The following is a 22,913-nucleotide window of genomic DNA, read 5'->3' on the forward strand; positions in this document are numbered from 1 at the left end:
CTGTCCTGAGCGGCAGGCGTCCTCCCGACTTTTCGACTTCGACTGCAGATATCCGTATGAGCGCGCGCATCCCCACCCTGGACATCACCCGTTTCGATACCGATCGCGACGCTTTCGTCGCCGAGCTCGGTGCGGCCTACCGCCAATGGGGCTTTGCCGGCATCCGCAATCACGGCATCGCGCAGACCGAAATCGACGCAGCCTACGACGTGTTCAAGGCATTCTTCGCCTTGCCCGAAGAGGTCAAGCGCCGCTATCACGTGCCGGGCAGTGGCGGCGCACGTGGCTATACCGCGTTTGGTGTGGAAACCGCCAAGGACTCCAAGCATTTCGATCTCAAGGAGTTCTGGCACATCGGCCGCGAGATTCCGGACGATTCGCCGTACCGCGAGGTGATGGCGCCGAACCTGTGGCCGGAAGAAGTGCCCGGATTCCGTGACCGCGGCTACCAGCTGTATCAGCAGCTCGACCAGCTGGGCTCGCGCGTGCTCGCAGCACTGGCGCTGCACATCGGCCTGCCGCAGGACTATTTCGTCGACAAGACCAACAACGGCAATTCGATCCTGCGCCCGATCCATTATCCGCCGATCACCAGCGACGACATTCCCAATGTGCGCGCCGGTGCGCATGGCGATATCAACTTCATCACCTTGCTGGTCGGTGCGAGCGCGGCCGGTCTGGAAGTGCGTTCCAACGACGGCGAGTGGGTGCCGTTCACCGCCGACGCCGACACCATCGTGGTCAATATCGGCGACATGCTGCAGCGCCTGACCAACCATGTGTATCCGTCCACGATTCACCGCGTGGTGAACCCGCCGGGCGAAGCGGCGCGCAAGCCGCGCTATTCGGTGCCGTTCTTCCTGCATCCGAATCCGGACTTTTTGATCGACGTGCTGCCCTCGTGCATCAGTGCCGACAACCCCAGCCGCTACCTCGAGCCGATCACCGCACACGGGTTTCTGGAAGAGCGCCTGCGCGAGATCAAGTTGAAGTAACTCGGCAGAGAGGTCGACTGTTTGGCGCTGTTGGTTTTTTCGGCGCCAGGTGCGCAATGCGTGGCCGATCGCTCACACAGCGAATGGCCGCGTCCGCAACATGCGCCATGACAGGTGCCACACTTCTATTCATAAAATTCCGCTCGTGTCTGGTTAAAGCTTGCGTTCACCCGCGCCGATAACTCAGTCTGATCGCTAGCGCGACGTCGGATTCGCCTGGCGCCCGCTGCCGATTGCACGAGGTAGGGGCGCATGCGGATGCCGTGGTTCAAACAATTAGGTGCGATGTCGTTGCTTGCGCTGTCTGGCGCGATTGCACCGGCTGCAGCAACGCCGGTGAGCGTGACCGTGACCGATGCCAACGGTGTCCTGGTCGATGCGGTGGTCAGTCTGGAACTGCCGCGGCCCGCCGCAGCCAGCGCGGGCAAGATGCTGGAGATGGATCAGGTCAATTCGCAATTCGTGCCGGCGGTCTTGGCGGTGCGCACCGGCACCTCGGTACGGTTTCCGAACAACGATCAGATCCGTCACCAGGTGTATTCGTTCTCGCCCGCCAAACGCTTCGAATTGCCGCTGTTTCAGGGCACTACCGCCGCGCCGGTGCGATTCGATCAGGCCGGTCTGGTTACGGTGGGCTGCAACATCCATGACTGGATGCTGGGCTATATCGTGGTGCTGGAGACGCCGTATTTCGGCAAGACCGGTAGCGATGGTCGCGTACAACTCGATGCCCCGGCAGGAACCTACACGCTGCGCGTGTGGCATCCACGCATCAAGGGCGCTGCGGTGGGCGAGCCGCTGGTGATTGCGCGTGATGCCTTGCAACGCAAGGTCACCTTGCAGACCACTGGCGCCGCTCCGGCGGTGGCGCCGCCGGACGAGCGGATGCGCGCGCTGCAGGACAAGTTCCGCAGCGCCGACCCCAAGAAGCCGCACCCATGAGGGCGATGCGCCTGCACACGCGCATCGCGGCTCTGCTGGTGCTGGTCGTGCTGGCCACGCAGGCGTTGACCTTCATCGCCGTGCAGCTGGCCACCGAGCGCAGCGTCAAGGCGCAATTGGGCGAAGAACTGCAGATCGGCGAACGCGTGTGGCAGCGCATCAATCTGCGCCGTGATGAGCAATTGTTGCAATCGGCCTCGGTACTGGCAGACGACTTCGGGTTTCGTGCCGCGGTGGCCAGTGGCGATGTGCCCACCATGCAGTCGGCGCTGCGCAACCATGCCGCGCGCATGTCTGCGCAGACCGCAGTGCTGCTTTCGCCAGATGGTGAATTTTTGACCGGGTTGGCCGACCTTCCGCAGGCAGAACAGTTGCGTGCTGTGCAGGCGTTGTTGCAACAGGCGCAACGCGATGGACGCGCAGTCGGCGTGGTTGCCCTGGATCAACATATCGTGCGCCTGGCCGTGGTGCAGGTGCTGGCGCCCAGTCGCGTTGGCTGGATCGCGATCGGCAACGAATCCGGCGACGGCCTGGCGCAGGACTTCCGCAGCACGACCGGACTGGATGCCACGTTCTTTACCGATGGCCCACCGGTGCGCGTGCTGGCATCCACCCTGGAGCCGGCAGCGCGTCGCGAGTTTGCGCAACAGTTGCCTGCCGCCGAGCACACGCAGACGGAAGCGATTCCGCTCAACCTGGGCGAATCACGCTACCTGGTCAAACTGCAATCGCTCCAGGGCGACAGCCACGTGCGGGTGGCCTTGCAGGCCTCGCTCGATCGCGCGGTCGCGCCCTATCGCACGCTCAAGTTGCGCATCCTGCTGCTCGCAGGGTTGGCCACTGCTGCAGCCCTGTGCGTGGCGATCGTTCTGGCGCGCAGCGTCAGCAAACCGGTCGCGCAACTGGTGCAGGCGGCGCGACGCATCCAGCGCGGCGATTATCAGACGGCGGTGGAGGTTCCGCCGGGTCGCGAGCTCGCCGAACTGGCCGATAGCTTTGGGCGCATGCAGCATCAGATCGCCAGCCGCGAGCAACACATTCTGCATCAGGCGCGGCACGACGCATTGACCGGGCTGCCCAATCGAGTGTGGTTGCTCGAACGACTGAAAGACGTGACCGCGCAGACAGTCGCCTCCGGCGGAACGGCGGCGGTGCTGATCCTGGATCTGGAGCGTTTCAAGGAACTCAACGACAGCCTTGGTCATGATTTCGCCGACCAGGTGCTGGTCGAGGCCGGCCGCAGGCTTGCAGAGGTGGTGCAGGAACCGAACCTGGTCGGGCGGCTGGGCAGCGATGAGTTCATGGTGATCGTGGCGCATGCCGATGCGACCACCGTGCAGCAGGATGCACAACGCCTGCTGCTGCAACTGCGTCGCCCATTGGTGTTGCCGCAGGCACGTATCCAGCTCGAAGCCAGCATCGGCATCGCGCTGATTCCCGAGCATGGCGCAGACCCGGACACCTTGTTGCGCCGTGCCGACATCGCGCGGCGGCAGGTGGACGATGCCGCCACCATCGGTGCCAGCGTCTATCGCATGGGGCAGGACGAACAGCATCTGCGACGGCTGCGCCTCACCGGCGATCTGCGCCAGGCTATCGGCGGTAACGAGCTGACCTTGCGCTTCCAACCCAAGATCTGCCTGCGCAGCGATCGCGTCGAACAGGTCGAAGTGCTGGTGCGTTGGCATCACCCGACGCTAGGTCCGATCGGGCCCGACGAATTCATACCGCTGGCCGAGCATTCGGGTGTCATCCATCCATTGACCCGCTTCGTGCTGGACGAGGCGCTGCGCTGTCAGGCGCACTGGCGCACGCAAGGGCTGGAGCTTGGCATGGCGATCAATCTGTCGGCATTGGATCTCTCCGATCCGGGGTTGCCCGATTACGTGCGTGCGCGGCTGGAACAGCATGCGGTGCCGGCGCAGTCGGTCACGCTGGAACTGACCGAAAGCGCCTTGATGCGCGATGTTGAATCCGCGCTGCACATGCTGCATCAACTGCGTAGCGTCGGCGTGCGTCTGTCCATCGACGACTTCGGCACCGGCTATTCCTCGTTGGCCCAACTCAAGCGCATGCCGGTGAACGAATTGAAGATCGACAAGAGCTTCGTCATGCAGCTGGCTGAAGGCACCGACGATGCGTTCATCGTGCGCAGCACGATCGATCTGGGGCATAACCTGGGCCTGAGCGTGATCGCCGAAGGCGTCGAGAACACCACTGCGCTCGGTCTGTTGCGCGGCTATGGTTGCGACATGGTGCAGGGCTATCTCTACGCGCCGCCGCTGGAGCAAGCTCCCTTCGTGGCGTGGTGCATGCGCCAACTTGGAATGACCTCGCCCTCGCAGATGGGAGCGCAACGATGAAGCATCGTCTCCGCGCTGCGCTCGCCTCTGCAGTGTGCGGTGTTGCGCTCATGCCAGCGTTTGCGGTCGCCGGCGACGGGCGCCTGCTCGCTACCGGTGGCGTGTCGATGATCGAAGGCAGCAGCGGTGGCGGCATCGTGCCATGGGCCACGTTGTCGGGGTATGGCACGCGCGACGAGCTCGGTACCGTGCTGTTCGCCACGCATGTGGACAGCGGCGATTACCGGCTCGATGTACAAGGCGCGGCGCTGACGGTCGGCAACCGCCTGGAACTGTCGCTTGCGCGCCAGCGCCTGGACCTGGGCACCTTGCAGGATCGCCTGGCGCTGCCGTGGAACGCGCTCGGCCAGGATGTCTTCGGCGCCAAGCTGCGCGTGTACGGCGATCTGGTCTACGGGCGCGCCCCGCAAGTCAGCGTCGGCGTGCAGTACAAGCGTCTGCGCGACGGCACGCTGCCACTGGCCATCGGTGCACGTGACGACCACGGCACCGATGTCTATGTCAGTGCCAGCAGGCTGCTGTTGCAGGGCGCCGGCGGCTATCAATTGCTGCTCAACGGCACGCTGCGCGCGACCCGCGCCAATCAGACTGGGTTGCTCGGCTTCGGTGGCGATCGGCGCAACAGCTATCGACTGGTCGCTGAGGCCAGTGCTGCGGTCGTGCTGTCGCCGTCGTGGGTGGTTGGTGTGGAATATCGCGGCAAACCGGACAATCTGGGCTTTGCGCGCGAACAGGCCTGGGCCGACGGTTTTGTTGCCTGGTTCCCCAGCAAGCATGTGTCGTTGACCGCAGCCTGGGCCGATCTTGGCGACATCGCCACGCTGACCAACCAGCGCGGCCCGTATCTCTCCTTGCAGGTAGCGTTCTGATGAATCGATGGCTGCGGTGGTCCCTGCTATGTGTGCTGAGCCTGAGTGCCTGCGCCACCACGCAGCCGCCTCAAACGCTGTACGACGAACTTGGTGGCCAGGCCGGCATCGAGGCGCTGGTGGAAACCATGTTGTCGCGCATTGCTGACGATCAACGCATCGTCGACACATTCGCGCGGGTCAATATCGTCATGCTCAACGCGCGCCTGGTGCAGAAGTTCTGCCATGTCGCCGATGGCCCGTGCCCGGATACCGCCAAATCGATGCAACAGGCGCATGCGCATCTGGCCATTCGCGAGGGCGATTTCAACGCCTTGGTCGAAGATCTCAACTGGGCAATGGATCAACAAAAGATCCCGCGCCGCACCCAGAATCGCCTGTTGGCACGGCTGGCCGCCATGCACGGCGAGATAGTCAATCACTAAGCCTCGCTTGTTGAACTCGCGACTGAATGCTGCGGCGGGCATTGACTTTAAGGAATCTAATTTGGTGTGGCTGGGATGTATGACTCCGGTCGGGCGTGAATCGGATTTTCTACTGAATCGGCAGCAAAGCAATAGATGCCTGCCGCCAGTGTCGCAGTCAAGACCATTTGGAGGGCGAGCGTTTTGCTGTTGATTCTTTGAAATGCTAGTGCGCAATAAGACATGCAATACAAGGGCAGAAAGAATCGCGTTTCAATTGCGCCGGGGACGATGGCGATGCATGGTGCTATCAAAGTCAGTGCGTATAAGGCTTTGGTACGTCTGGGCTCCTGGGATGTGGAGAGGATAGCCTTTCCCAGTTGAGTAATTCCGAAGGTGACGATAACTAGAAAAATGAGTGACTTAACATTTTTTTCGGAAGAAGGTTGTCTTGTATAAATCTCGCCATCTCTTGCATCCAGTGCTGATGCTGTGTGGCGCAAATAGATTTCAGCGAAAGTGATGGGGTTATCCGTCATCATCGCGAAGATTTTCGTGAAAGATTGATTTTCAGCGAACCCGCCGTTTTTCTCGAGTACTGCGGCGCCGCGATCGTTTGCGTAGAAGGTTGGTATTGCTTGTTGTGTGTCAGGGTCAATGAACGTTTCGTATCTATCGACGACCATGCCCCATGTCAGCTGCCTGGCAAAAAGCGATGCGCCACGGACATCGGTTACCACCAATGGCGATGCGATTGCATGGTGTTTGTAGTTGATCGCCATCTGTGGCAGCGCGCCGATTAGCGAGCCCAGCAGAAAGAAGGTTAGTGCAAGAGCCTTGCGTTGAATATCTTTGGCAAAAAAACATGCAATAACGATGGCTAGGCTGATGAATGAAAATAGGTAGATGGTTCTCACATTATATGTGAAGTAGCAGATTATTCCGGTAAGCAGGAGTCCTGCGAACGATTTCGATCTGATTGAACTGATCGCCAAGTGTAAAGAAAGTGCCATCAAGCCGAGGGATGGCGCATCACTCAGGGGGTAAGAAACAAGGCCTGGAAAAACGACTGCCGTCAAAAGCGACGGGATGATTCGTCTGACTGTCGTTAATTTTCCGCCGAACATCGATCGGTAAAGGTTTGGAATCAGAATGGAGAATGCGTAGCCGTATCCGATGGATTGCCCTACTTTTAGAAAAAAAAGCCCGGCAGTCTGTGAGTGGTCAAAGACAAGCCTGAAGGGAGTCAATAGAAGTGGATACGCATAACCCCGGATTGTTTGCGGGAAGGTGCCCTCAAGAATGGCTGAGCTTATTGCCCAGTAAGCGCCAGCGTCACCTGTAAAGTCCTTGGCATTGATGACCAGTTGGATTGTGAGGAAGATAGCGACAGCAGCAAGAAATGGAAGCAGCCTTGCATCGTCGTTGAGCGCCGGTGGTGTAAGCACGGGTCTTGTTTCCAGCTTGGTCATTATCTTGTCCGCATCCTTGATGGTCGTGACGTGTGCCGACCCCAATGCATTTTAGTGTCTGTTAGTTGAAGACTTGCCTGTTCTCAGTCTAGCGGTCTTACCCGATGCGAGCCGCGCGCCATCAGGCGCAGCGCAACCGAATGCGGCAGCAGGCGCAGTGCGGCATTGACCAGCCGATAGCGCCAGCCCGGCACTGCCAGCACCTGGCCACGCTCCAAGGCGGCGATGCCGTACTCGGCAACTGCATCGGCCTGCAGCCAGGCCCAGCCGGGCAGGGTGGACATCGCCTCGCGGGTGCCGGTGACATCGTGGAATTCCGACCACGCAAAGCCCGGGCACAGCGCACACACCTTGACCGCGCAATCGGCGTTTTCCAGCGCCAGCGACTCGCTGAAGCGCAACATGAAGCTCTTGCTGGCCGCATACAGCGTCTGCCCATCTGCACTTGGCGTAAGAGCGGCAAATGATGCGACGTTGAGAATGCGGCCCTGGCCACTGGCGCGGATCATCGGCAACAGCCGCCAGGTCAACTCGCACACCGCGCCGATCATCACCTGCAGAAAGCGCGCATGCGTGGCCCAGTCGTTGTGCAGGTAGCGGCCCGGCACGCCGTAGCCGGCGTTGTTGACCAGCGTGCCTACCGTCCAGCCATTGCGCTGGATCTGCGTCACCAGCGCCTCGGCCGCCGCAGGGTCGGCCAGGTCGGCCGGCAGCACCTCTACACGTACCTGCGTGCCCAGTTCGGCGGCCAGCGCCTGTAGTCGGTCCACCCGGCGTGCGGTCAGGATCAACGGCACGCCCCGTTTGGCGTACGCCCGCGCAATCTCGCGGCCGATCCCGCTGGAGGCGCCGGTGATCAGCGCAAAGACAGGTGAAACGGACATGGCAGGTTCCTGTTGAACGAGGGGTGGGACATGCGGCGGACAGAAGTGTGCCGGTTGCCGACAGGGCATGGGCTATTCTGTCGCCTGTCTTCCACTCAGGAACCTGCGCCTGATGCGTCGAAAGATCGTTGCTGGAAATTGGAAGCTGCATGGCAGCCGCGCCTTCGCCACCGAATTGGTGGCCCAGGTCGCTGCGCACATGCCCCTGGAGGGTGTCGATGTCGTCATCCTGCCGCCACTGCCTTACCTCGGCGACCTGATCGAGGATTTCGAGGCGCATCACCTGTCCTTTGGAGCCCAGGACGTCAGTAGTAACGAGAAGGGCGCCTACACCGGCGAGGTTTCGGCCACGATGCTGGTGGATGTCGGGGCCGACTACGGCCTGGTCGGTCACTCCGAGCGCCGCCAGTACCACCAGGAGAGTAGTGAGCTGGTGGCGCATAAGTTTGCCGCTGCCATCCACGCCGGCTTGATCCCGGTGCTGTGCGTGGGCGAGTCGCTGGAACAGCGTGAGGCCGGTCAGACTGAGGCAATCCTACGTGCCCAGCTCGAGCCGGTATTGGCATTGGTCGGCAGCGAGGGCTTTGCCCGCGCGGTGCTGGCCTATGAACCGATCTGGGCCATTGGGACCGGACGGACTGCCAGCCCGGAGCAGGCACAGGCCGTGCACGCCTTCCTGCGTGGCGAAGTCGCGAAGGCGGATGCTAGAATTGCCGACTCTCTGCCCATCCTGTACGGGGGCAGTGTCAAGCCCGACAACGCCAGCGAGCTGTTCGCGCAGCCCGATGTCGATGGTGGGCTTGTCGGAGGCGCCTCCTTGGTGGCCGAAGATTTCCTGGCCATCGCGCGTGCGGCGGCCGCTTGTTAACCCATTAAGTTTTGTCCGGGGACGGATTTCGAAATGCTGATGTTGATCCTCAATGTGGTCTACGTGCTGGTCGCGCTGGCGATGATTGCGCTGATCCTGATGCAGCGTGGTGCGGGTGCGGCAGCCGGTTCCGGCTTCGGTGCCGGCGCCTCGGGCACGGTGTTCGGTTCGCAGGGTGCGTCGAACTTCCTGTCCAAGTCGACCAAGTGGCTGGCGGTGGTGTTTTTCAGCATCAGTCTGTTCATGGCGTGGTACGCCACCCACGGTGCCCGTCCGACCGATCAGAACCTGGGTGTGATGTCGCAGTCCGCCACCCCGGCGCCGGCTGCAGCCGGTGAGTTGACTCAGCCGTTGCCGCAGGCGCCCGCCGCCGGTGCGGTACCGACCGCTCCGTCGCAGCCTGCTCCTGCCGCCGCACCCGCTGCTGCGCCAGTGCAGTCCGCACCTGCGCCGTCGGCGCCAGCGGCCAGCGAAGAAAACGCTTCAGAACCAGCACAAAAACGCTGAAGCCGGTTACAATACGCTGCGCACTGGGATGCCCAGCGGCGCAACGTATGCCCAGGTGGCGGAATTGGTAGACGCACTACCTTGAGGTGGTAGCGACTTAGGTCGTAGGGGTTCGAGTCCCCTCTTGGGCACCATTGTTTGGCTGCAGTTCCTGTGCATTGCGACACGTCGCGCGCAGGGTCTGCCTATACCCCATGCCGGCACGCGGCGCGTGCGGGCAGAGGCAAGAGAGAATCGCTGTGCTGGCCGAATATTTGCCGAGTCTGCTGTTTCTGATCGTCGCCACTGGCATCGGCATCGTGCTGATGCTGATTGGTCGGTTCCTCGCTCCGCGCAGCCCGGACGCGCGCAAGCTTTCGCCGTACGAGTGTGGCTTCGAGGCATTCGAAGACGCGCGCATGAAGTTCGATGTGCGCTACTACCTCATCGCGATCCAGTTCATCGTGTTTGACCTGGAAATTATCTTCATCGTGCCGTGGACGCAGGTGTTCATGGAGATCGGCGCACGTTCGCTGGTCACCATGGGGCTGTTCGTCGGCATGTTGTTCCTCGGCTTTATCTACGTGTGGAAGAAGGGAGCGCTGGAATGGGAGTGATTCAGACCCTGGATCGTCTGATGACCAACCCGATGCCGGAAGGCCGGGTGGAAGACATCCTGCGCCCGGACGGCGAAAACCCGCTGCTCGAGAAGGGCTACGTGACCACCAGCGTCGACGCATTGTTGAACTGGGCGCGGACCGGCTCGATGTGGCCGATGACCTTCGGTCTGGCCTGCTGTGCGGTCGAAATGATGCATGCTGGCGCCTCGCGTCTGGACCTGGATCGGTACGGCGTGGTGTTCCGCCCGTCGCCGCGCCAGTCCGACGTGATGATCGTCGCCGGTACTTTGGTCAACAAGATGGCCCCGGCGCTGCGCAAGGTCTACGACCAGATGCCGGACCCGAAATGGGTCATCTCGATGGGCAGCTGCGCCAACGGCGGCGGCTACTATCACTATTCGTATTCGGTGGTGCGCGGTTGCGATCGCATCGTGCCGGTGGACATCTATGTCCCGGGCTGCCCGCCGACCGCCGAGGCGCTGGTCTACGGCATCTTGCAGCTGCAGAAGAAGATCTGGCGTACCCAGACGATCGCGCGCTGATACCCGTCTTCTCCTACCGAGAGCAGCCAAGCCCCCATGGCAGAGCAAGCATCCTCCTTCACTGACCGACTTGCGGCACGTTTCGCCGGTGCCCAGATCGCCGTGGCATTGCCGCGCGGCGAAGTCACGCTGGAAGTCGCCGCGGCCGATTGGCACGCCACCTGTCTGGCGCTGCGCGACGAGCTCGCTTTCGAACAGCTCAGCGACCTGTGCGGCGTCGACTACCTGGGTTATGGCAGCGACGAGTGGGATACCGCCGACGTGTCCTCGCAGGGCTTCAGTCGCGGCGTCGAAGGCAAGGGCATCGGGCGTTTCGGTTGGGGTGAGTTTCCCAGCCAGGAAGGCTCCACCGGCGCGCATGCGCAGCACATGCCCAAGCAGCGTTTTGCGGTCGTTGCCCAGCTGATTTCCTACCAGCACAACCAGCGTTTGCGCGTGCGTTGCTACGCACCCGACGAGCAGGTGCCGGTGGTGGCGTCGGTGACCGATATCTGGCCGGGCGTGAATTGGTTCGAGCGCGAAGCATTCGACCTGTTCGGCATCGTGTTCGATGGTCACCCGGACCTGCGCCGCATCCTGACCGACTATGGATTCGTCGGCCATCCGTTCCGCAAGGATTTCCCGCTGATCGGTAACGTCGAAGTGCGTTACGACGAAGAGCGCAAGCGCGTGGTGTACGAACCGGTTACCTCGGTCGAGCCGCGCGTTGGTGTGCCGCGCGTGATTCGCGACGATGCCCGTTATGAGACTGCCGCCGGTGAAGTGGGCAAGTCGGAGACCGCCAAGTGAGTGAGTTCCGCCAGGCAACCGATGCCTTCGCGAGCAATCCTGTCGAAAGCAAGCAGGAAATCCGCAATTACACGATGAACTTCGGCCCGCAGCATCCTGCGGCGCACGGTGTGCTGCGTCTGATCCTGGAAATGGACGGCGAGACCGTGGTGCGTGCCGATCCGCATATCGGCCTGCTGCACCGTGGCACCGAGAAGCTGGCCGAGTCCAAGCCGTTCAACCAGTCGGTTCCGTACATGGATCGCCTGGATTACGTGTCGATGATGTGCAACGAGCACGCCTACGTGCGCGCGATCGAGTCCCTGATGGGAATCGAAGCGCCGGAGCGTGCGCAGTACATCCGCACCATGTTCGACGAGATCACCCGCATCAAGAACCACCTGATGTGGGTCGGTTCCAACGCACTCGATCTGGGTGCGATGGCGGTGATGTTGTACGCGTTCCGTGAGCGCGAAGAATTGATGGACGTGTACGAGGCGGTCAGCGGCGCGCGCATGCACGCGGCCTACTACCGCCCGGGTGGCGTGTACCGCGATCTGCCCGATTTCATGCCCAAGTACAAGGAGTCGCGCTGGCACAAGGGTGGGGCGCTGAAGGAGCGCAACGCTGCTCGTGAAGGCACGATGCTGGATTTCCTCGAGGATTTCACCAACACCTTCCCGTCGCGCGTGGACGAGTACGAAACGCTGCTGACCGATAACCGCATCTGGAAGCAGCGTACTGTCGATGTCGGCATCATCAGCCCGGATCTGGCGCGTGCCTGGGGCATGACCGGTCCGATGCTGCGTGGCTCGGGGATCGAGTGGGATCTGCGCAAGAAGCAGCCGTATGCCAAGTACGACGCGGTGGATTTCGATATCCCGGTCGGCACCAACGGCGACTGCTACGACCGCTATCTGGTCCGCGTGGCCGAGATGCGCGAATCCAACCGCATCATCAAGCAATGCGTGAAGTGGCTGAAGGCCAATCCTGGTCCGGTCATGGTCACCAATTTCAAGGTCGCTCCGCCAAGCCGCGAAGGCATGAAAGACGACATGGAAGCGCTGATCCATCACTTCAAGCTGTTCAGTGAAGGCTATTGCGTGCCGGCCGGCGAGACCTATTGCGCGGTCGAAGCGCCCAAGGGCGAGTTCGGCTGCTACCTGATGTCCGATGGCGCCAACAAGCCGTTCCGCCTGCATCTGCGCGCACCCGGCTTTGCGCATCTGTCGTCGATGGATGCGGTGGTGCGTGGTTATTTGCTGGCCGACGTCGTGGCGATGATCGGTACTTACGATTTGGTTTTCGGTGAGGTTGACCGATGAAGGCGACGGGTAATTTCGAAGCGGCGCGCGACGTCGATCCGCAGGTGGTGCTGAGCGATAAAACGCGTGCGCACATCGATCATTGGCTGGCCAAGTTCCCGCCCGATCGCAAGCGTTCGGCGGTGCTGCAGGGCTTGCACGCGGCGCAGGAGCAGAACCAGGGCTGGCTGACCGACGAGTTGATCGTTGGCGTGGCCAAGTATCTGGAACTGCCGCCGGTGTGGGCCTATGAGGTGGCCAGCTTCTACTCGATGTTCGAGACCGAGAAGGTCGGCCGCCACAACGTGGCGTTCTGCACCAACATCAGCTGCTGGCTCAACGGCGCCGAAGATCTGTTGGCGCACGCCGAGAAGAAACTGGGTTGCAAGCTGGGGCAGTCGACGGCCGATGGCCGCGTCTACCTCAAGCGCGAAGAAGAGTGCCTGGCGGCCTGCTCTGCAGCGCCGATGATGGTCATCAACGGCCACTACCATGAGCACCTGACGAAAGAGAAGGTCGACGCGCTGCTGGACGGGCTGGAATAAGACATGGCACATCATCACGCACCTACAGGTCCGGTCGGTCCGGCGCCGTTGCCGCATCAGGTCGTTTACACGACCCTGCATTACGACACTCCGTGGTCGTACGAGAGCTACCTCAAGACCGGTGGCTACGCAGCGTTGCGCAAGATCCTGGAAGAAAAGATCGCGCCGGCCGACGTCATCGAAATGGTCAAGGCGTCCAATCTGCGTGGCCGCGGCGGCGCCGGTTTCCCGACCGGTCTGAAGTGGTCGTTCATGCCCAAGGGCACGATGCAGAAGTACATCCTGTGCAACTCGGACGAATCCGAGCCGGGAACCTGCAAAGACCGCGACATCCTGCGTTACAACCCGCATTCGGTGGTGGAGGGCATGGCGATCGCCTGCTACGCCACCGGCTCGACGGTGGGCTACAACTACCTGCGTGGCGAGTTCCACCACGAGCCGTTCGAAAACTTCGAACTGGCACTGGCTGATGCGTATGCGAACGGCTGGCTGGGCAAGAACATTCTCGGCAGCGGCGTGGATATCGATATCTACGGTGCGCTGGGTGCTGGCGCGTACATCTGCGGCGAAGAGACCGCATTGATGGAATCGCTGGAAGGCAAGAAGGGCCAGCCGCGTTACAAGCCGCCGTTCCCGGCGAACTTCGGCCTGTACGGCAAGCCGACCACCATCAACAACACCGAGACCTATGCCTCGGTGCCGGCGATCATTCGCAACGGCCCGGAGTGGTTCCTCGGGTTGAGCAAGACCAAGAACGGCGGTCCGAAGATTTTCTCGGTGTCCGGCTGCGTGCAGAAGGGCGGCAACTTTGAAGTGCCGCTCGGCACCACCTTCGACGAACTGCTGGAAATGGCCGGTGGCCTGCGTCCGGGCCGCACCCTCAAGGGCGTGGTGCCTGGCGGCGTGTCGATGCCGGTGCTGAAGGCTGATCAGGTTGCCGGTCTGCAGATGGATTACGACACCTTGCGTGCGCTGGGCACCGGTCTGGGATCGGGCGCCATCGTGGTGCTGGACGACAGCGTGTGCTGCGTGCGTTTTGCCTGCCGCATCTCGCAGTTCTTCCACAAGGAATCGTGTGGCCAGTGCACCCCGTGCCGCGAAGGCACCGGCTGGATGCACCGCGTGCTGGAGCGCATCGTCGCCGGCAAGGCCACGATGGAAGACCTGCACCAGCTGCGTACCGTGGCCGGTCAGATCGAAGGGCACACCATCTGCGCGTTCGGTGAAGCGGCAGCGTGGCCGATTCAAGGCTTCCTGCGCCAGTTCTGGGACGAGTTCGAGTACTACATCGTCAACGGTCGTTCGATCGTCGACACGCACGTCGGAGTGGCCGCATGAGCGCCCAACCAGTGAACCCGGACGTGCCGCCGGATCATGTCACCGTCGAAATCGACGGGCAGAGTCTGGTCGTGCCGAAGGGCTCGATGATCATTCAGGCCGCCGACAAGGCCGGCATTCCGATCCCGCGCTTCTGCTATCACGAGAAGCTGCCGATCGCTGCCAACTGCCGCATGTGTCTGGTGGATGTCGAAAAGTCGCCCAAGCCGTCGCCTGCCTGCGCCACGCCGGTGATGGATGGCATGAAGATCGCCACGCGCAGCGAAAAGGCGCTGAAGTACCAGCGCAGCGTGATGGAATTTTTGCTGATCAATCACCCGCTGGATTGCCCGATCTGCGATCAGGGTGGCGAGTGCGAGTTGCAGGACGTCTCGCTCGGCTACGGCCGGTCGGTGAGCCGCTTCAACGAGCGCAAGCGCGTGGTGCCGGACGAGGATATCGGTCCGCTGGTCGCCACCGAAATGACCCGCTGCATCCAGTGCACCCGCTGCGTGCGCTTCACTGCAGACATCGCCGGCACCTACGAGCTGGGTGGCATGTATCGCGGTGAAAACCTGCAGATCGGCACCTACGATGGCAAGCCGCTGACCACCGAAATTTCCGGCAACGTCATCGACGTCTGCCCGGTGGGCGCGCTGACCAACAAGGTGTTCCAGTTCCGCGCACGTCCGTGGGAATTGATGGCGCGCGAATCGCTGGGTTACCACGATGCGATGGGCTCGAACCTGTTCCTGCACGTGCGTCGTGGCGAAGTGCTGCGCACCGTGCCGCGCGAGAACGAAGCAGTCAACGAATGCTGGCTGTCCGATCGCGACCGCTATTCGCATCAGGGTCTGTACGCTGAAGACCGCGCGGGCAAGCCGCTGAAGAAGGTCAACGGCGAGTGGACCGAAGTGAGCTGGACCGAAGGTCTGGCCGCTGCGACCCAGATCCTGCGTGACAACGCCGGCGATCAGCTTGGCGTGCTGGTGCATCCGTCCACTTCGAACGAGGAAGGTGCGCTGCTGGCACGTCTGGCCGAAGGCCTCGGCAGCGGTAATCTGGATCACCGGCTGCTCAATCGGGATTTCTCCGACGCTGCGGTTGCCGAAGCCTTTGCAACGCCGCTGGCCGAGATCGAGCAGGCCGATGTGGTGGTGCTGTTCGGCACCAACGTGCGTCACGAGCTGCCGTTGCTGCATGCACGTCTGCGCAAGGCGCACATCCAGAACCGCACGCAAATCCATTCGGTCAACCCGGTCGATTTCGATTTCGCATTCACGCAGGCGAGCCGCGCCGTGGTCGCGCCGTCGCAGCTGGCAAGCGCACTTGACGACGCCGCGCTACGCGATGCGGTCAAGGGTGCAACGCGCGCCGTGATCGTTGTCGGTGCATTGGCTGAAAATCATCCGCAGGCTGCGACACTGCGTGCTGCTGCACGCGACTTCGCTGCCGCAACGGGCGCATCGTTGTGCCGTATCCCGCAGGGCGCGAACGCGGTGGGTCTGGTGTCGCAAGGTGTGTTGCCCACCGCGCGTGATGTGGCCGGCATGCTGGCGCAGCCGCGTCAGGCGTACGTGCTGTACGGCATCGAGCCGGGCCTGGATTTTGCCGACGCCGCCGCTGCACGCAGCGCGCTGGCCGGTGCCAAGGTCGTTGCCTTCAGTCAGTTCGCCTGCGCTTCAACGCGCGATGTGGCTGACGTGATCCTGCCGATCGGTGCATTGCCGGAAATCGATGCCTCGTTGACCAATCTCGACGGTCGCGTGCAGACGGCGCGTGCCGCAGGCCGCTTGCCGGTCGAAGCGCGCGAAGGCTGGCGTGTGCTGCGTGCGCTGGGTGGCGAGCTGGGTCTGGCCGGTTTCGAGTTCATCGATCTGGTCGGCTTGCGTGCCGCCATGCAGAATCGCGATGTGCGCCCGGTGGCCTCCGCTCAGCCGCAGGCGACTAGTGACGGGCTGGAAGTCGCAGCGACCGCTGCGATCTACCGCACCGATGCGGTGGTGCGCCGCGCCGCTGCGCTGCAATCGCATCCGCTCAATATTGCACCGTGCGTGGCGATGCACCCCGAGCAGGCTGCGCAGCTGCAGATCGCCGATGGCCAGATGGTCAAGGTTGGCACCGACGCGGGTAAGGCGACGTTGCCGGTGGTGCTGGACAAGCGTGTTGCACCTGGCACGGTGTGGATCGAATCCGGCCATGGCGCAACCGCGCCGCTTGGTGCCGGTCGCGTAACGGTGGTGGCTGCATGAACGAATTGCTGTTGAACGTGGTCGACCCTCTGCACCAGTGGTTTCTCGGACTGGGCGATGGCGGCATCCTGCTGTGGACCGTGTTGAAGATCCTGTTGATCGCCGTGCCGGTGATCGTCTCGGTGGCTTTCTACGTGGTCTGGGAACGCAAGCTGATCGGCTGGATGCATGTGCGTCACGGGCCCATGTACGTGGGCATGGGCATCTTTCAGGCCTTCGCCGACGTGTTCAAACTCCTGTTCAAGGAGATCCTGCAGCCCAGCAGCTCGCACAAGGCGATGTTCATCATCGCGCCGTTGTTGACGCTGGCGCCGGCATTCGCCGCATGGTCGGTGGTGCCGTTCGATGCGCAGCTGGTGCTGTCCAACGCCAACGTCGGTTTGCTGTATTTGCTGGCGATGACCTCGCTGGGCGTGTACGGAATCATCCTCGCTGGCTGGGCTTCCAATTCCAAGTACGCGTTTCTGGGTGCGATGCGCTCGGCGGCGCAGGTGGTCAGCTACGAAATCGCGATGGGGTTTGCCCTGGTCGGCGTCATGATCGCCTCGGGCAGCGTCAACCTGAGCCAGATCGTGTTGGCGCAGGGCGGTAATTCGGGTTTCTTCGACTGGTTCCTGATTCCGTTGTTCCCGTTGTTCATCGTGTACTGGGTGTCCGGTGTTGCCGAAACCAACCGCGCGCCGTTCGACGTGGTGGAAGGCGAATCGGAAATCGTCGCCGGCCACATGGTGGAATACTCGGGCGGTGCGTTCGCGCTGTTCTTCCTGGCCGAATACGCCAACATGATCCTGGTCAGCTTCCTGATCTCGATCTTCTTCCTCGGTGGCTGGCTGAGCCCGATCCAGGGTTGGGTCACTGCGGATATCTCGCCGTGGATCGACTGGGTGTGGAAGGGCGGTTGGCCGTGGCTGCTGATGAAGGTGTTCTTCTTCGCCAGCGCTTACATCTGGTTCCGTGCCAGCTTCCCGCGCTACCGCTACGACCAGATCATGCGTCTGGGTTGGAAGGTGTTCATTCCGCTCACGATCGTGTGGATCGCAGTGACGGCGTTGATGGTGTTTTACGGCGTGATCCAGAAGGGCGTGTAACCGATGAACAAGATCACCCATTACTTCAAGAGCCTGCTGCTGCTCGAACTGCTCGCAGGCTTGTGGCTGACGTTTAAGTACACGTTCAAGCCCAAGTACACCGTGCTGTATCCGATGGAGAAGTTTCCGCAGTCGCCGCGTTTCCGTGGCCTGCATGCGTTGCGTCGCTACCCCAATGGCGAAGAACGCTGCATTGCCTGCAAGCTGTGCGAAGCGGTGTGCCCGGCGCTGGCGATCACCATCGACTCGGCCAAGCGCGAGGACGGCTCGCGCCGCACCACGCGTTACGACATTGACTTGTTCAAGTGCATCTTCTGCGGCTTCTGCGAAGAAAGCTGCCCGGTGGACTCGATCGTCGAGACGCACATCCTCGAGTACCACTTCGAGAAGCGTGGCGAGAATATTGTCAACAAGCCGCAGCTGCTGGCGATCGGAGACCGGCTAGAAGCCGAGATCGCCGAGCGTCGCGCTGCCGATGCCGCCTTCCGTTGAGGTCATGATGGACTGGGTCTCTATTGCTTTTTACGCCTTCTCCGCAGTCGCGGTGGTGTCCGCCGGTGCGGTGATCAGCGTGCGTAACCCGGTGTATGCCGTGTTGTGCCTGATCCTCACCTTCTTCTCGATGGCGTGTATCTGGTTGCTGGTCGGTGCCGAGTTCCTCGGCGTCACGCTGGTGCTGGTCTACGTCGGCGCAGTGATGGTGCTGTTCCTGTTCGTGGTGATGATGCTGGACATCGACACCAGCCGGCTGCGCGAGGGCTGGGTCAAATACATGCCGCTGGGCGTGATCGTTGCGGTGGCGATGCTGGCACAGATGGTCACCTTGATCGGGGTCAAGGCGCGCACTGCCACGCCGTTCCCGGTCGACAACGCGGCAGCGCAAGCCGCCGACAGTTCTAACCTGACCTGGCTGGCCAAGAGCCTGTACACCGAGTTCCTGCTGCCGTTCGAATTTGCCGCCGTGATTCTGACCGTGGCCGTGGTGGCTGCAGTGATGCTGACCTTGCGCAAGCGCACCGGCATCAAGCTCCAGAACGCCAGCGAGCAATCCCGCGTGAAGGCGGGCGACCGTCTGCGCATCGTCAAGATGGCAGTCGAAAAGCCAGCACAGGTTACGCCGCGCGTCGATGCGGCCGACGGACAGGAGGCGAAGTCTTGATTACCTTGGGCCACCTGCTTGGACTGGGCGCGGTGCTGTTCTGCATCTCCCTGGCCGGCATCTTCCTCAACCGCAAGAACGTCATCGTGTTGCTGATGTCGATCGAGTTGATGCTGCTGTCGGTCAACGTCAACTTCATTGCGTTTTCGCGCGAGCTGGGCGACCCCGCCGGTCAGTTGTTCGTGTTCTTCATCCTGACCGTTGCCGCTGCGGAGGCCGCCATCGGCCTTGCGATCCTGGTGACTCTGTTCCGCACGCGCCGCACGATCAATGTGGCCGAAGTCGATACGTTGAAGGGCTGACCTGTAGATGGAAATCACTCTCTCCAAGAGTCTGTTGATTGCGGTGGTGCTTGCACCGCTGATCGGCAGCATCATCGCCGGCCTGTTCGGTCGCCAGGTAGGGCGCAAGGGCGCGCAATACGTCACCATCCTCGGCGTGGCGGTCAGCTGCGTACTGTCGTGCCTGACGCTGTACCAATTGGTGGAGCAGGGCGCCAGCCCGTTCAACCAGAACCTGTACACCTTCTTCGACGTCGGTAATTACTCCGCGCATGTCGGCTTCATGGTCGACCGCCTGACCGCGATGATGATGGTAGTGGTGACTTTCGTGTCGCTGCTGGTGCACATCTACACCATCGGCTACATGGAAGAAGATCCCGGCTACCAGCGCTTCTTCAGCTACATCTCGTTGTTCACCTTCTCCATGCTGACGCTGGTGATGAGCAACAACTTCCTGCAGCTGTTCTTCGGCTGGGAAGCGGTGGGTCTGGTGTCGTACCTGCTGATCGGCTTCTGGTTCAAGCGCCCGACTGCCGTGTTCGCCAACATGAAGGCGTTCCTGGTCAACCGCGTGGGCGACTTCGGCTTCATTCTCGGCATCGCCGGCGTGCTGTTGTGGTTCGGCTCGTTGGATTATTCCACCGTGTTTGCCAACGCGACCACCATGGCCAACGCCAAGGTGCAGTTGTTTGCGGGCCACGAATGGAGCGTGATGACGCTGATCTGCATCTGCCTGTTCATCGGCGCGATGGGCAAGTCGGCGCAGGTGCCGCTGCATGTGTGGCTGCCTGACTCGATGGAAGGCCCGACCCCGATCTCGGCACTGATCCATGCTGCGACCATGGTCACCGCCGGCATCTTCATGGTGGCGCGCATGTCGCCGCTGTTCGAGTTGTCGGAAACCGCGCTCAACTTCATCCTGTTCATCGGTGCGACCACGGCCTTCTTCACCGGCCTGATCGGCATCGTGCAGAACGACATCAAGCGCGTGGTCGCGTACTCGACGCTGTCCCAGCTCGGCTACATGACCGTGGCGCTTGGCGTGTCGGCCTATTCGGCCGCCGTGTTCCACCTGATGACGCATGCCTTCTTCAAGGCGCTGCTGTTCCTGGCGGCGGGCTCGGTCATCATCGGCATGCACCACGAGCAGGACATGCGCAAGATGGGCGGCCTGCGCAAGTACATGAAGGTGACCTACTGGACCAGCGTGATCGGTACGCTGGCACTGGTCGGTACGCCGTTCTTCTCGGGTTTCTACTCGAAGGACACCATCATCGAAGCCGCTGCGCACCACGCGCACGAATCGCATAGCTGGATAGCGACCTACGGCTACTGGTCCGTGCTCGGTGGCGTGCTGGTCACCAGCTTCTACAGCTTCCGTCTGCTGTTCCTGACCTTCCACGGCAAGGAGCGTTTTCGCGATGCTCATGCGCACGACGCGCATGCACATCACGACAGCGCGCATGCCGATGCAGAAGCACAGGTGCATGCCCACGACAGCCACGCGCACGATGCACATGCGCATGACAGCCATGGTCATGATGATCACGGCCATGGTCACCACGGTGTTCACGAGCCGCACGAGTCCAAGTGGGTGGTGACGTTGCCGCTGATCCTGCTGGCGATTCCGTCGGTGGCGATCGGTTTCTTCACTATCGGCCCGATGTTGTTCGGTACCGATTGGCAGGGCCACCACGCGGCGCACGCGCTGAAGGGGCACGCCGTGTCGTTCTTCACCGGCATCGTTGACTTCTATGACCCGGCGCGCGATACCGTTGGTGCGCTGGCCGAAGAATTCCATGGCCCGGTGGCGTTCGCGTTGCACGGCATGATGGCGGCGCCGTTCTTCCTAACGGTCGCTGGTCTATTGCTGGCCGCGCTGTTCTATCTGTGGAAGCCCGACCTGGCCACCAAGTCGCGCAAGGCGTTCGCGCCGATCGTGTGGCTGCTGGAAAACAAATACGGCTTCGACAAGCTGTGGATCAATGGCTTCGCCGGTGGCGGTGTTGTCCTTGGCAAAGCGTCACGCGCAATCGACACCCATGTGGTCGACGGCGTGGTCGTCAATGGTTCTGCCCGACTGATCGACCTGGCTGCAAATCTGCTGCGTCGCACGCAATCCGGTTTCCTCTATCACTACGCCTTCGCAATGATCATCGGTTTGATCGCCTTGTTGGCGGTACTGATGCATTTCTGGCGTTGACCTGTACGGAATAAGAAAACGTGTCGAACTGGCCTTTACTGTCTATCTTGATCTGGCTGCCGATTATCGGTGGCGCCCTGATCCTTGCGTTGCGCAACGCCGAGACTGCCCGCTGGGCGTCCTTGGCGGTGGCGGTGGCGACCTTTGTGCTGAGTCTGCCGCTGTTGGGCTACGACACCGCCAATGACGCGATGCAGTTCATCGAACTGCATGCCTGGATTCCGGCTTACAACATCGGCTACAACCTGGGCGTGGATGGCATCGCGGTCGCGTTGATCGTGCTCACCACATTGGTGACGGTGCTGGCGCTGATCGGCGCCTGGCGCTCGATCGACAAGCGCGTCAATCAGTACGTCGCCGCGTTCCTGATTCTGGAAGGCGTCACCGTCGGTATCTTCGCTGCCACCGACGCGATGCTGTTCTATGTCTTCTTCGAAGCCATGCTGATCCCGATGTTCCTGATCATCGGTGTCTGGGGTGGTCCGCGGCGTATCTATGCGGCGATGAAGTTCTTCCTCTACACCTTCCTCGGCTCGGTGCTGATGCTGGTGGGTCTGGTGTACCTGTATCTGAAGGGCGGCAGTTTCCAACTCGCCGACCTGTACGCGCTGCAGCTGACCGCCAAGGAGCAGACCTGGATCTTCTTCGCGTTCTTGATCGCCTTTGCGGTCAAGGTGCCGATGTTCCCGGTGCACACCTGGCTGCCGGATGCGCACGTCGAAGCGCCGACCGCCGGTTCGGTGATCCTGGCTGCGATCGCGCTGAAGATCGGCGGCTACGGTTTCCTGCGCTTCAACCTGCCGATCGTGCCGGATGCCAGTCACGAGTTCGCCTGGTTGGTCATTGCGTTGTCGTTGATCGCGGTGGTCTATGTCGGTCTGGTGGCATTGGTGCAGGAAGACATGAAGAAGCTGGTGGCGTACTCGTCCATCGCGCACATGGGCTTCGTCACCCTGGGTACCTTCATTGCCTTCACGCTGGTGCGTGAGTACGGCAGCACCGACGCTGCACGTCTCGGCTTGCAAGGCGCGATGGTGCAGATGATTTCGCACGGCTTCGTGTCCGGCGCCATGTTCTCGTGCATCGGTGTGTTGTACGACCGCATGCACACGCGTCGCATCGCCGATTACGGCGGGGTGGTCAATGTGATGCCGTGGTTCGCCACCTTTGCGATGTTGTTCTTCATGGCCAATGCCGGTCTGCCGGGTACCAGCGGTTTCGTCGGCGAGTTCATGGTGATCCTGGCCAGCTTCCAGAAGCATCCGTTGGTTGCCTTCGCTGCCGCCACCACGCTGGTGATCACTGCGGCCTACACGCTGTGGCTCTACAAGCGCGTGTTCTTCGGCGAAGTGGCCAACGCGCACGTGGCCGAGCTGAAGGACATCAATGGCCGTGAGGCCTTCGTGCTGGGGGTGTTCGCTGCTGGCGTGCTGGCCCTGGGCCTGTATCCGAAGCCGCTGACCGATCTGATGGAACCATCGATCGCCAAGCTGGCTACCCAGATTGCCGCGACCAAGCTGTAACTGCTTGCCGTACGTACCGATTTTCAGG

At 61.8% G+C, this 22,913-nt stretch carries 22 protein-coding genes and 1 tRNA gene; 21 read left to right on the forward strand and 2 right to left on the reverse strand.

What is annotated here, in order from left to right; all coding sequences use genetic code 11:
* Positions 1-56 precede the first annotated feature (56 nt).
* From VC212_RS11515 to VC212_RS11535, 5 genes are all read left to right on the forward strand, one after another.
* On the forward strand, positions 57-995 hold the full coding sequence (locus VC212_RS11515; protein WP_323514935.1) for a 2-oxoglutarate and iron-dependent oxygenase domain-containing protein: 939 nt from the start codon (positions 57-59) through the stop codon (positions 993-995).
* Between the two features lie 258 nt (positions 996-1,253).
* On the forward strand, positions 1,254-1,937 hold the full coding sequence (locus tag VC212_RS11520; protein ID WP_323514990.1) for a methylamine utilization protein: 684 nt from the start codon (positions 1,254-1,256) through the stop codon (positions 1,935-1,937).
* Positions 1,934-4,300 (forward strand): EAL domain-containing protein, encoded by a 2,367-nt coding sequence (locus tag VC212_RS11525; protein ID WP_323514934.1) that lies wholly within the window; start codon positions 1,934-1,936, stop codon positions 4,298-4,300. Before VC212_RS11520 ends, VC212_RS11525 begins: the two co-directional genes overlap by 4 nt.
* Positions 4,297-5,169: a DUF3034 family protein gene (locus VC212_RS11530; RefSeq protein WP_115554125.1), complete on the forward strand. Its 873-nt coding sequence runs from the start codon at positions 4,297-4,299 to the stop codon at positions 5,167-5,169. The genes VC212_RS11525 and VC212_RS11530 overlap by 4 nt, the downstream gene beginning before the upstream one ends.
* Positions 5,169-5,594 (forward strand): group 1 truncated hemoglobin, encoded by a 426-nt coding sequence (locus VC212_RS11535; RefSeq protein ID WP_323514933.1) that lies wholly within the window; start codon positions 5,169-5,171, stop codon positions 5,592-5,594. The genes VC212_RS11530 and VC212_RS11535 overlap by 1 nt, the downstream gene beginning before the upstream one ends.
* Positions 5,595-5,650: 56 nt before the next feature.
* Here VC212_RS11535 and VC212_RS11540 read toward each other — a convergent pair whose 3' ends face one another.
* Both VC212_RS11540 and VC212_RS11545 read right to left on the reverse strand, forming a co-directional pair.
* On the reverse strand, positions 5,651-7,045 hold the full coding sequence (locus tag VC212_RS11540; protein WP_323514932.1) for a hypothetical protein: 1,395 nt from the start codon (positions 7,043-7,045) through the stop codon (positions 5,651-5,653).
* An 83-nt stretch (positions 7,046-7,128) separates the two neighbouring features.
* Complete coding sequence (locus VC212_RS11545; protein WP_323514930.1) at positions 7,129-7,929, reverse strand: SDR family NAD(P)-dependent oxidoreductase; 801 nt, start codon at positions 7,927-7,929, stop codon at positions 7,129-7,131.
* A gap of 112 nt (positions 7,930-8,041) precedes the next feature.
* Here VC212_RS11545 and tpiA point away from each other — a divergent pair, with 112 nt between their 5' ends.
* From tpiA to VC212_RS11625, 16 genes are all read left to right on the forward strand, one after another.
* Entirely contained in the window at positions 8,042-8,797 is a 756-nt protein-coding gene (gene tpiA / locus VC212_RS11550) for a triose-phosphate isomerase (RefSeq protein WP_055850072.1), read from the forward strand.
* A 33-nt stretch (positions 8,798-8,830) separates the two neighbouring features.
* Entirely contained in the window at positions 8,831-9,304 is a 474-nt protein-coding gene (secG, locus tag VC212_RS11555; RefSeq protein ID WP_055850073.1) for a preprotein translocase subunit SecG, read from the forward strand.
* A gap of 49 nt (positions 9,305-9,353) precedes the next feature.
* Positions 9,354-9,438: transfer RNA gene (locus tag VC212_RS11560), tRNA-Leu, on the forward strand.
* 105 nt (positions 9,439-9,543) lie between these two features.
* Positions 9,544-9,900 carry an NADH-quinone oxidoreductase subunit A gene (locus tag VC212_RS11565; RefSeq protein WP_005991364.1) on the forward strand — a complete coding sequence of 119 codons (357 nt, stop codon included), beginning with the start codon at positions 9,544-9,546 and terminating at the stop codon, positions 9,898-9,900.
* Positions 9,891-10,445 (forward strand): NADH-quinone oxidoreductase subunit B, encoded by a 555-nt coding sequence (locus tag VC212_RS11570; protein ID WP_039420570.1) that lies wholly within the window; start codon positions 9,891-9,893, stop codon positions 10,443-10,445. The genes VC212_RS11565 and VC212_RS11570 overlap by 10 nt, the downstream gene beginning before the upstream one ends.
* Before the next feature lie 36 nt (positions 10,446-10,481).
* Entirely contained in the window at positions 10,482-11,234 is a 753-nt protein-coding gene (locus tag VC212_RS11575; RefSeq protein WP_115528405.1) for an NADH-quinone oxidoreductase subunit C, read from the forward strand.
* The gene (locus tag VC212_RS11580) at positions 11,231-12,538 is read left to right on the forward strand and encodes an NADH-quinone oxidoreductase subunit D (RefSeq protein ID WP_323514929.1); all 1,308 of its coding nucleotides are present in this window, start codon (positions 11,231-11,233) and stop codon (positions 12,536-12,538) included. Before VC212_RS11575 ends, VC212_RS11580 begins: the two co-directional genes overlap by 4 nt.
* On the forward strand, positions 12,535-13,062 hold the full coding sequence (gene nuoE / locus VC212_RS11585; RefSeq protein ID WP_005991372.1) for an NADH-quinone oxidoreductase subunit NuoE: 528 nt from the start codon (positions 12,535-12,537) through the stop codon (positions 13,060-13,062). The genes VC212_RS11580 and nuoE overlap by 4 nt, the downstream gene beginning before the upstream one ends.
* Before the next feature lie 3 nt (positions 13,063-13,065).
* Complete coding sequence (nuoF, locus tag VC212_RS11590; RefSeq protein WP_055850080.1) at positions 13,066-14,400, forward strand: NADH-quinone oxidoreductase subunit NuoF; 1,335 nt, start codon at positions 13,066-13,068, stop codon at positions 14,398-14,400.
* Positions 14,397-16,631, forward strand: coding sequence for an NADH-quinone oxidoreductase subunit NuoG (nuoG, locus tag VC212_RS11595; RefSeq protein WP_323514927.1), 2,235 nt, complete (start codon positions 14,397-14,399; stop codon positions 16,629-16,631). The genes nuoF and nuoG overlap by 4 nt, the downstream gene beginning before the upstream one ends.
* Entirely contained in the window at positions 16,628-17,719 is a 1,092-nt protein-coding gene (nuoH, locus tag VC212_RS11600; protein WP_055850084.1) for an NADH-quinone oxidoreductase subunit NuoH, read from the forward strand. The genes nuoG and nuoH overlap by 4 nt, the downstream gene beginning before the upstream one ends.
* Positions 17,720-17,722: 3 nt before the next feature.
* Complete coding sequence (gene nuoI, locus VC212_RS11605; RefSeq protein WP_055850086.1) at positions 17,723-18,211, forward strand: NADH-quinone oxidoreductase subunit NuoI; 489 nt, start codon at positions 17,723-17,725, stop codon at positions 18,209-18,211.
* 4 nt (positions 18,212-18,215) lie between these two features.
* Positions 18,216-18,878, forward strand: coding sequence for an NADH-quinone oxidoreductase subunit J (locus VC212_RS11610; RefSeq protein WP_323514989.1), 663 nt, complete (start codon positions 18,216-18,218; stop codon positions 18,876-18,878).
* Positions 18,875-19,180, forward strand: a complete 306-nt coding sequence (nuoK, locus tag VC212_RS11615) for an NADH-quinone oxidoreductase subunit NuoK (RefSeq protein WP_006450557.1) — start codon at positions 18,875-18,877, stop codon at positions 19,178-19,180. The genes VC212_RS11610 and nuoK overlap by 4 nt, the downstream gene beginning before the upstream one ends.
* Positions 19,181-19,187: 7 nt before the next feature.
* A complete protein-coding gene (gene nuoL / locus VC212_RS11620; RefSeq protein WP_323514926.1) occupies positions 19,188-21,362 on the forward strand; it encodes an NADH-quinone oxidoreductase subunit L in 2,175 nt (724 codons plus the stop codon).
* A gap of 20 nt (positions 21,363-21,382) precedes the next feature.
* Positions 21,383-22,885, forward strand: a complete 1,503-nt coding sequence (locus VC212_RS11625) for an NADH-quinone oxidoreductase subunit M (RefSeq protein ID WP_055850090.1) — start codon at positions 21,383-21,385, stop codon at positions 22,883-22,885.
* Positions 22,886-22,913 lie beyond the last annotated feature (28 nt).

Origin of the sequence: Xanthomonas sp. WHRI 8932A, assembly GCF_035012785.1 — a bacterium.
Taxonomy (GTDB): domain Bacteria; phylum Pseudomonadota; class Gammaproteobacteria; order Xanthomonadales; family Xanthomonadaceae; genus Xanthomonas.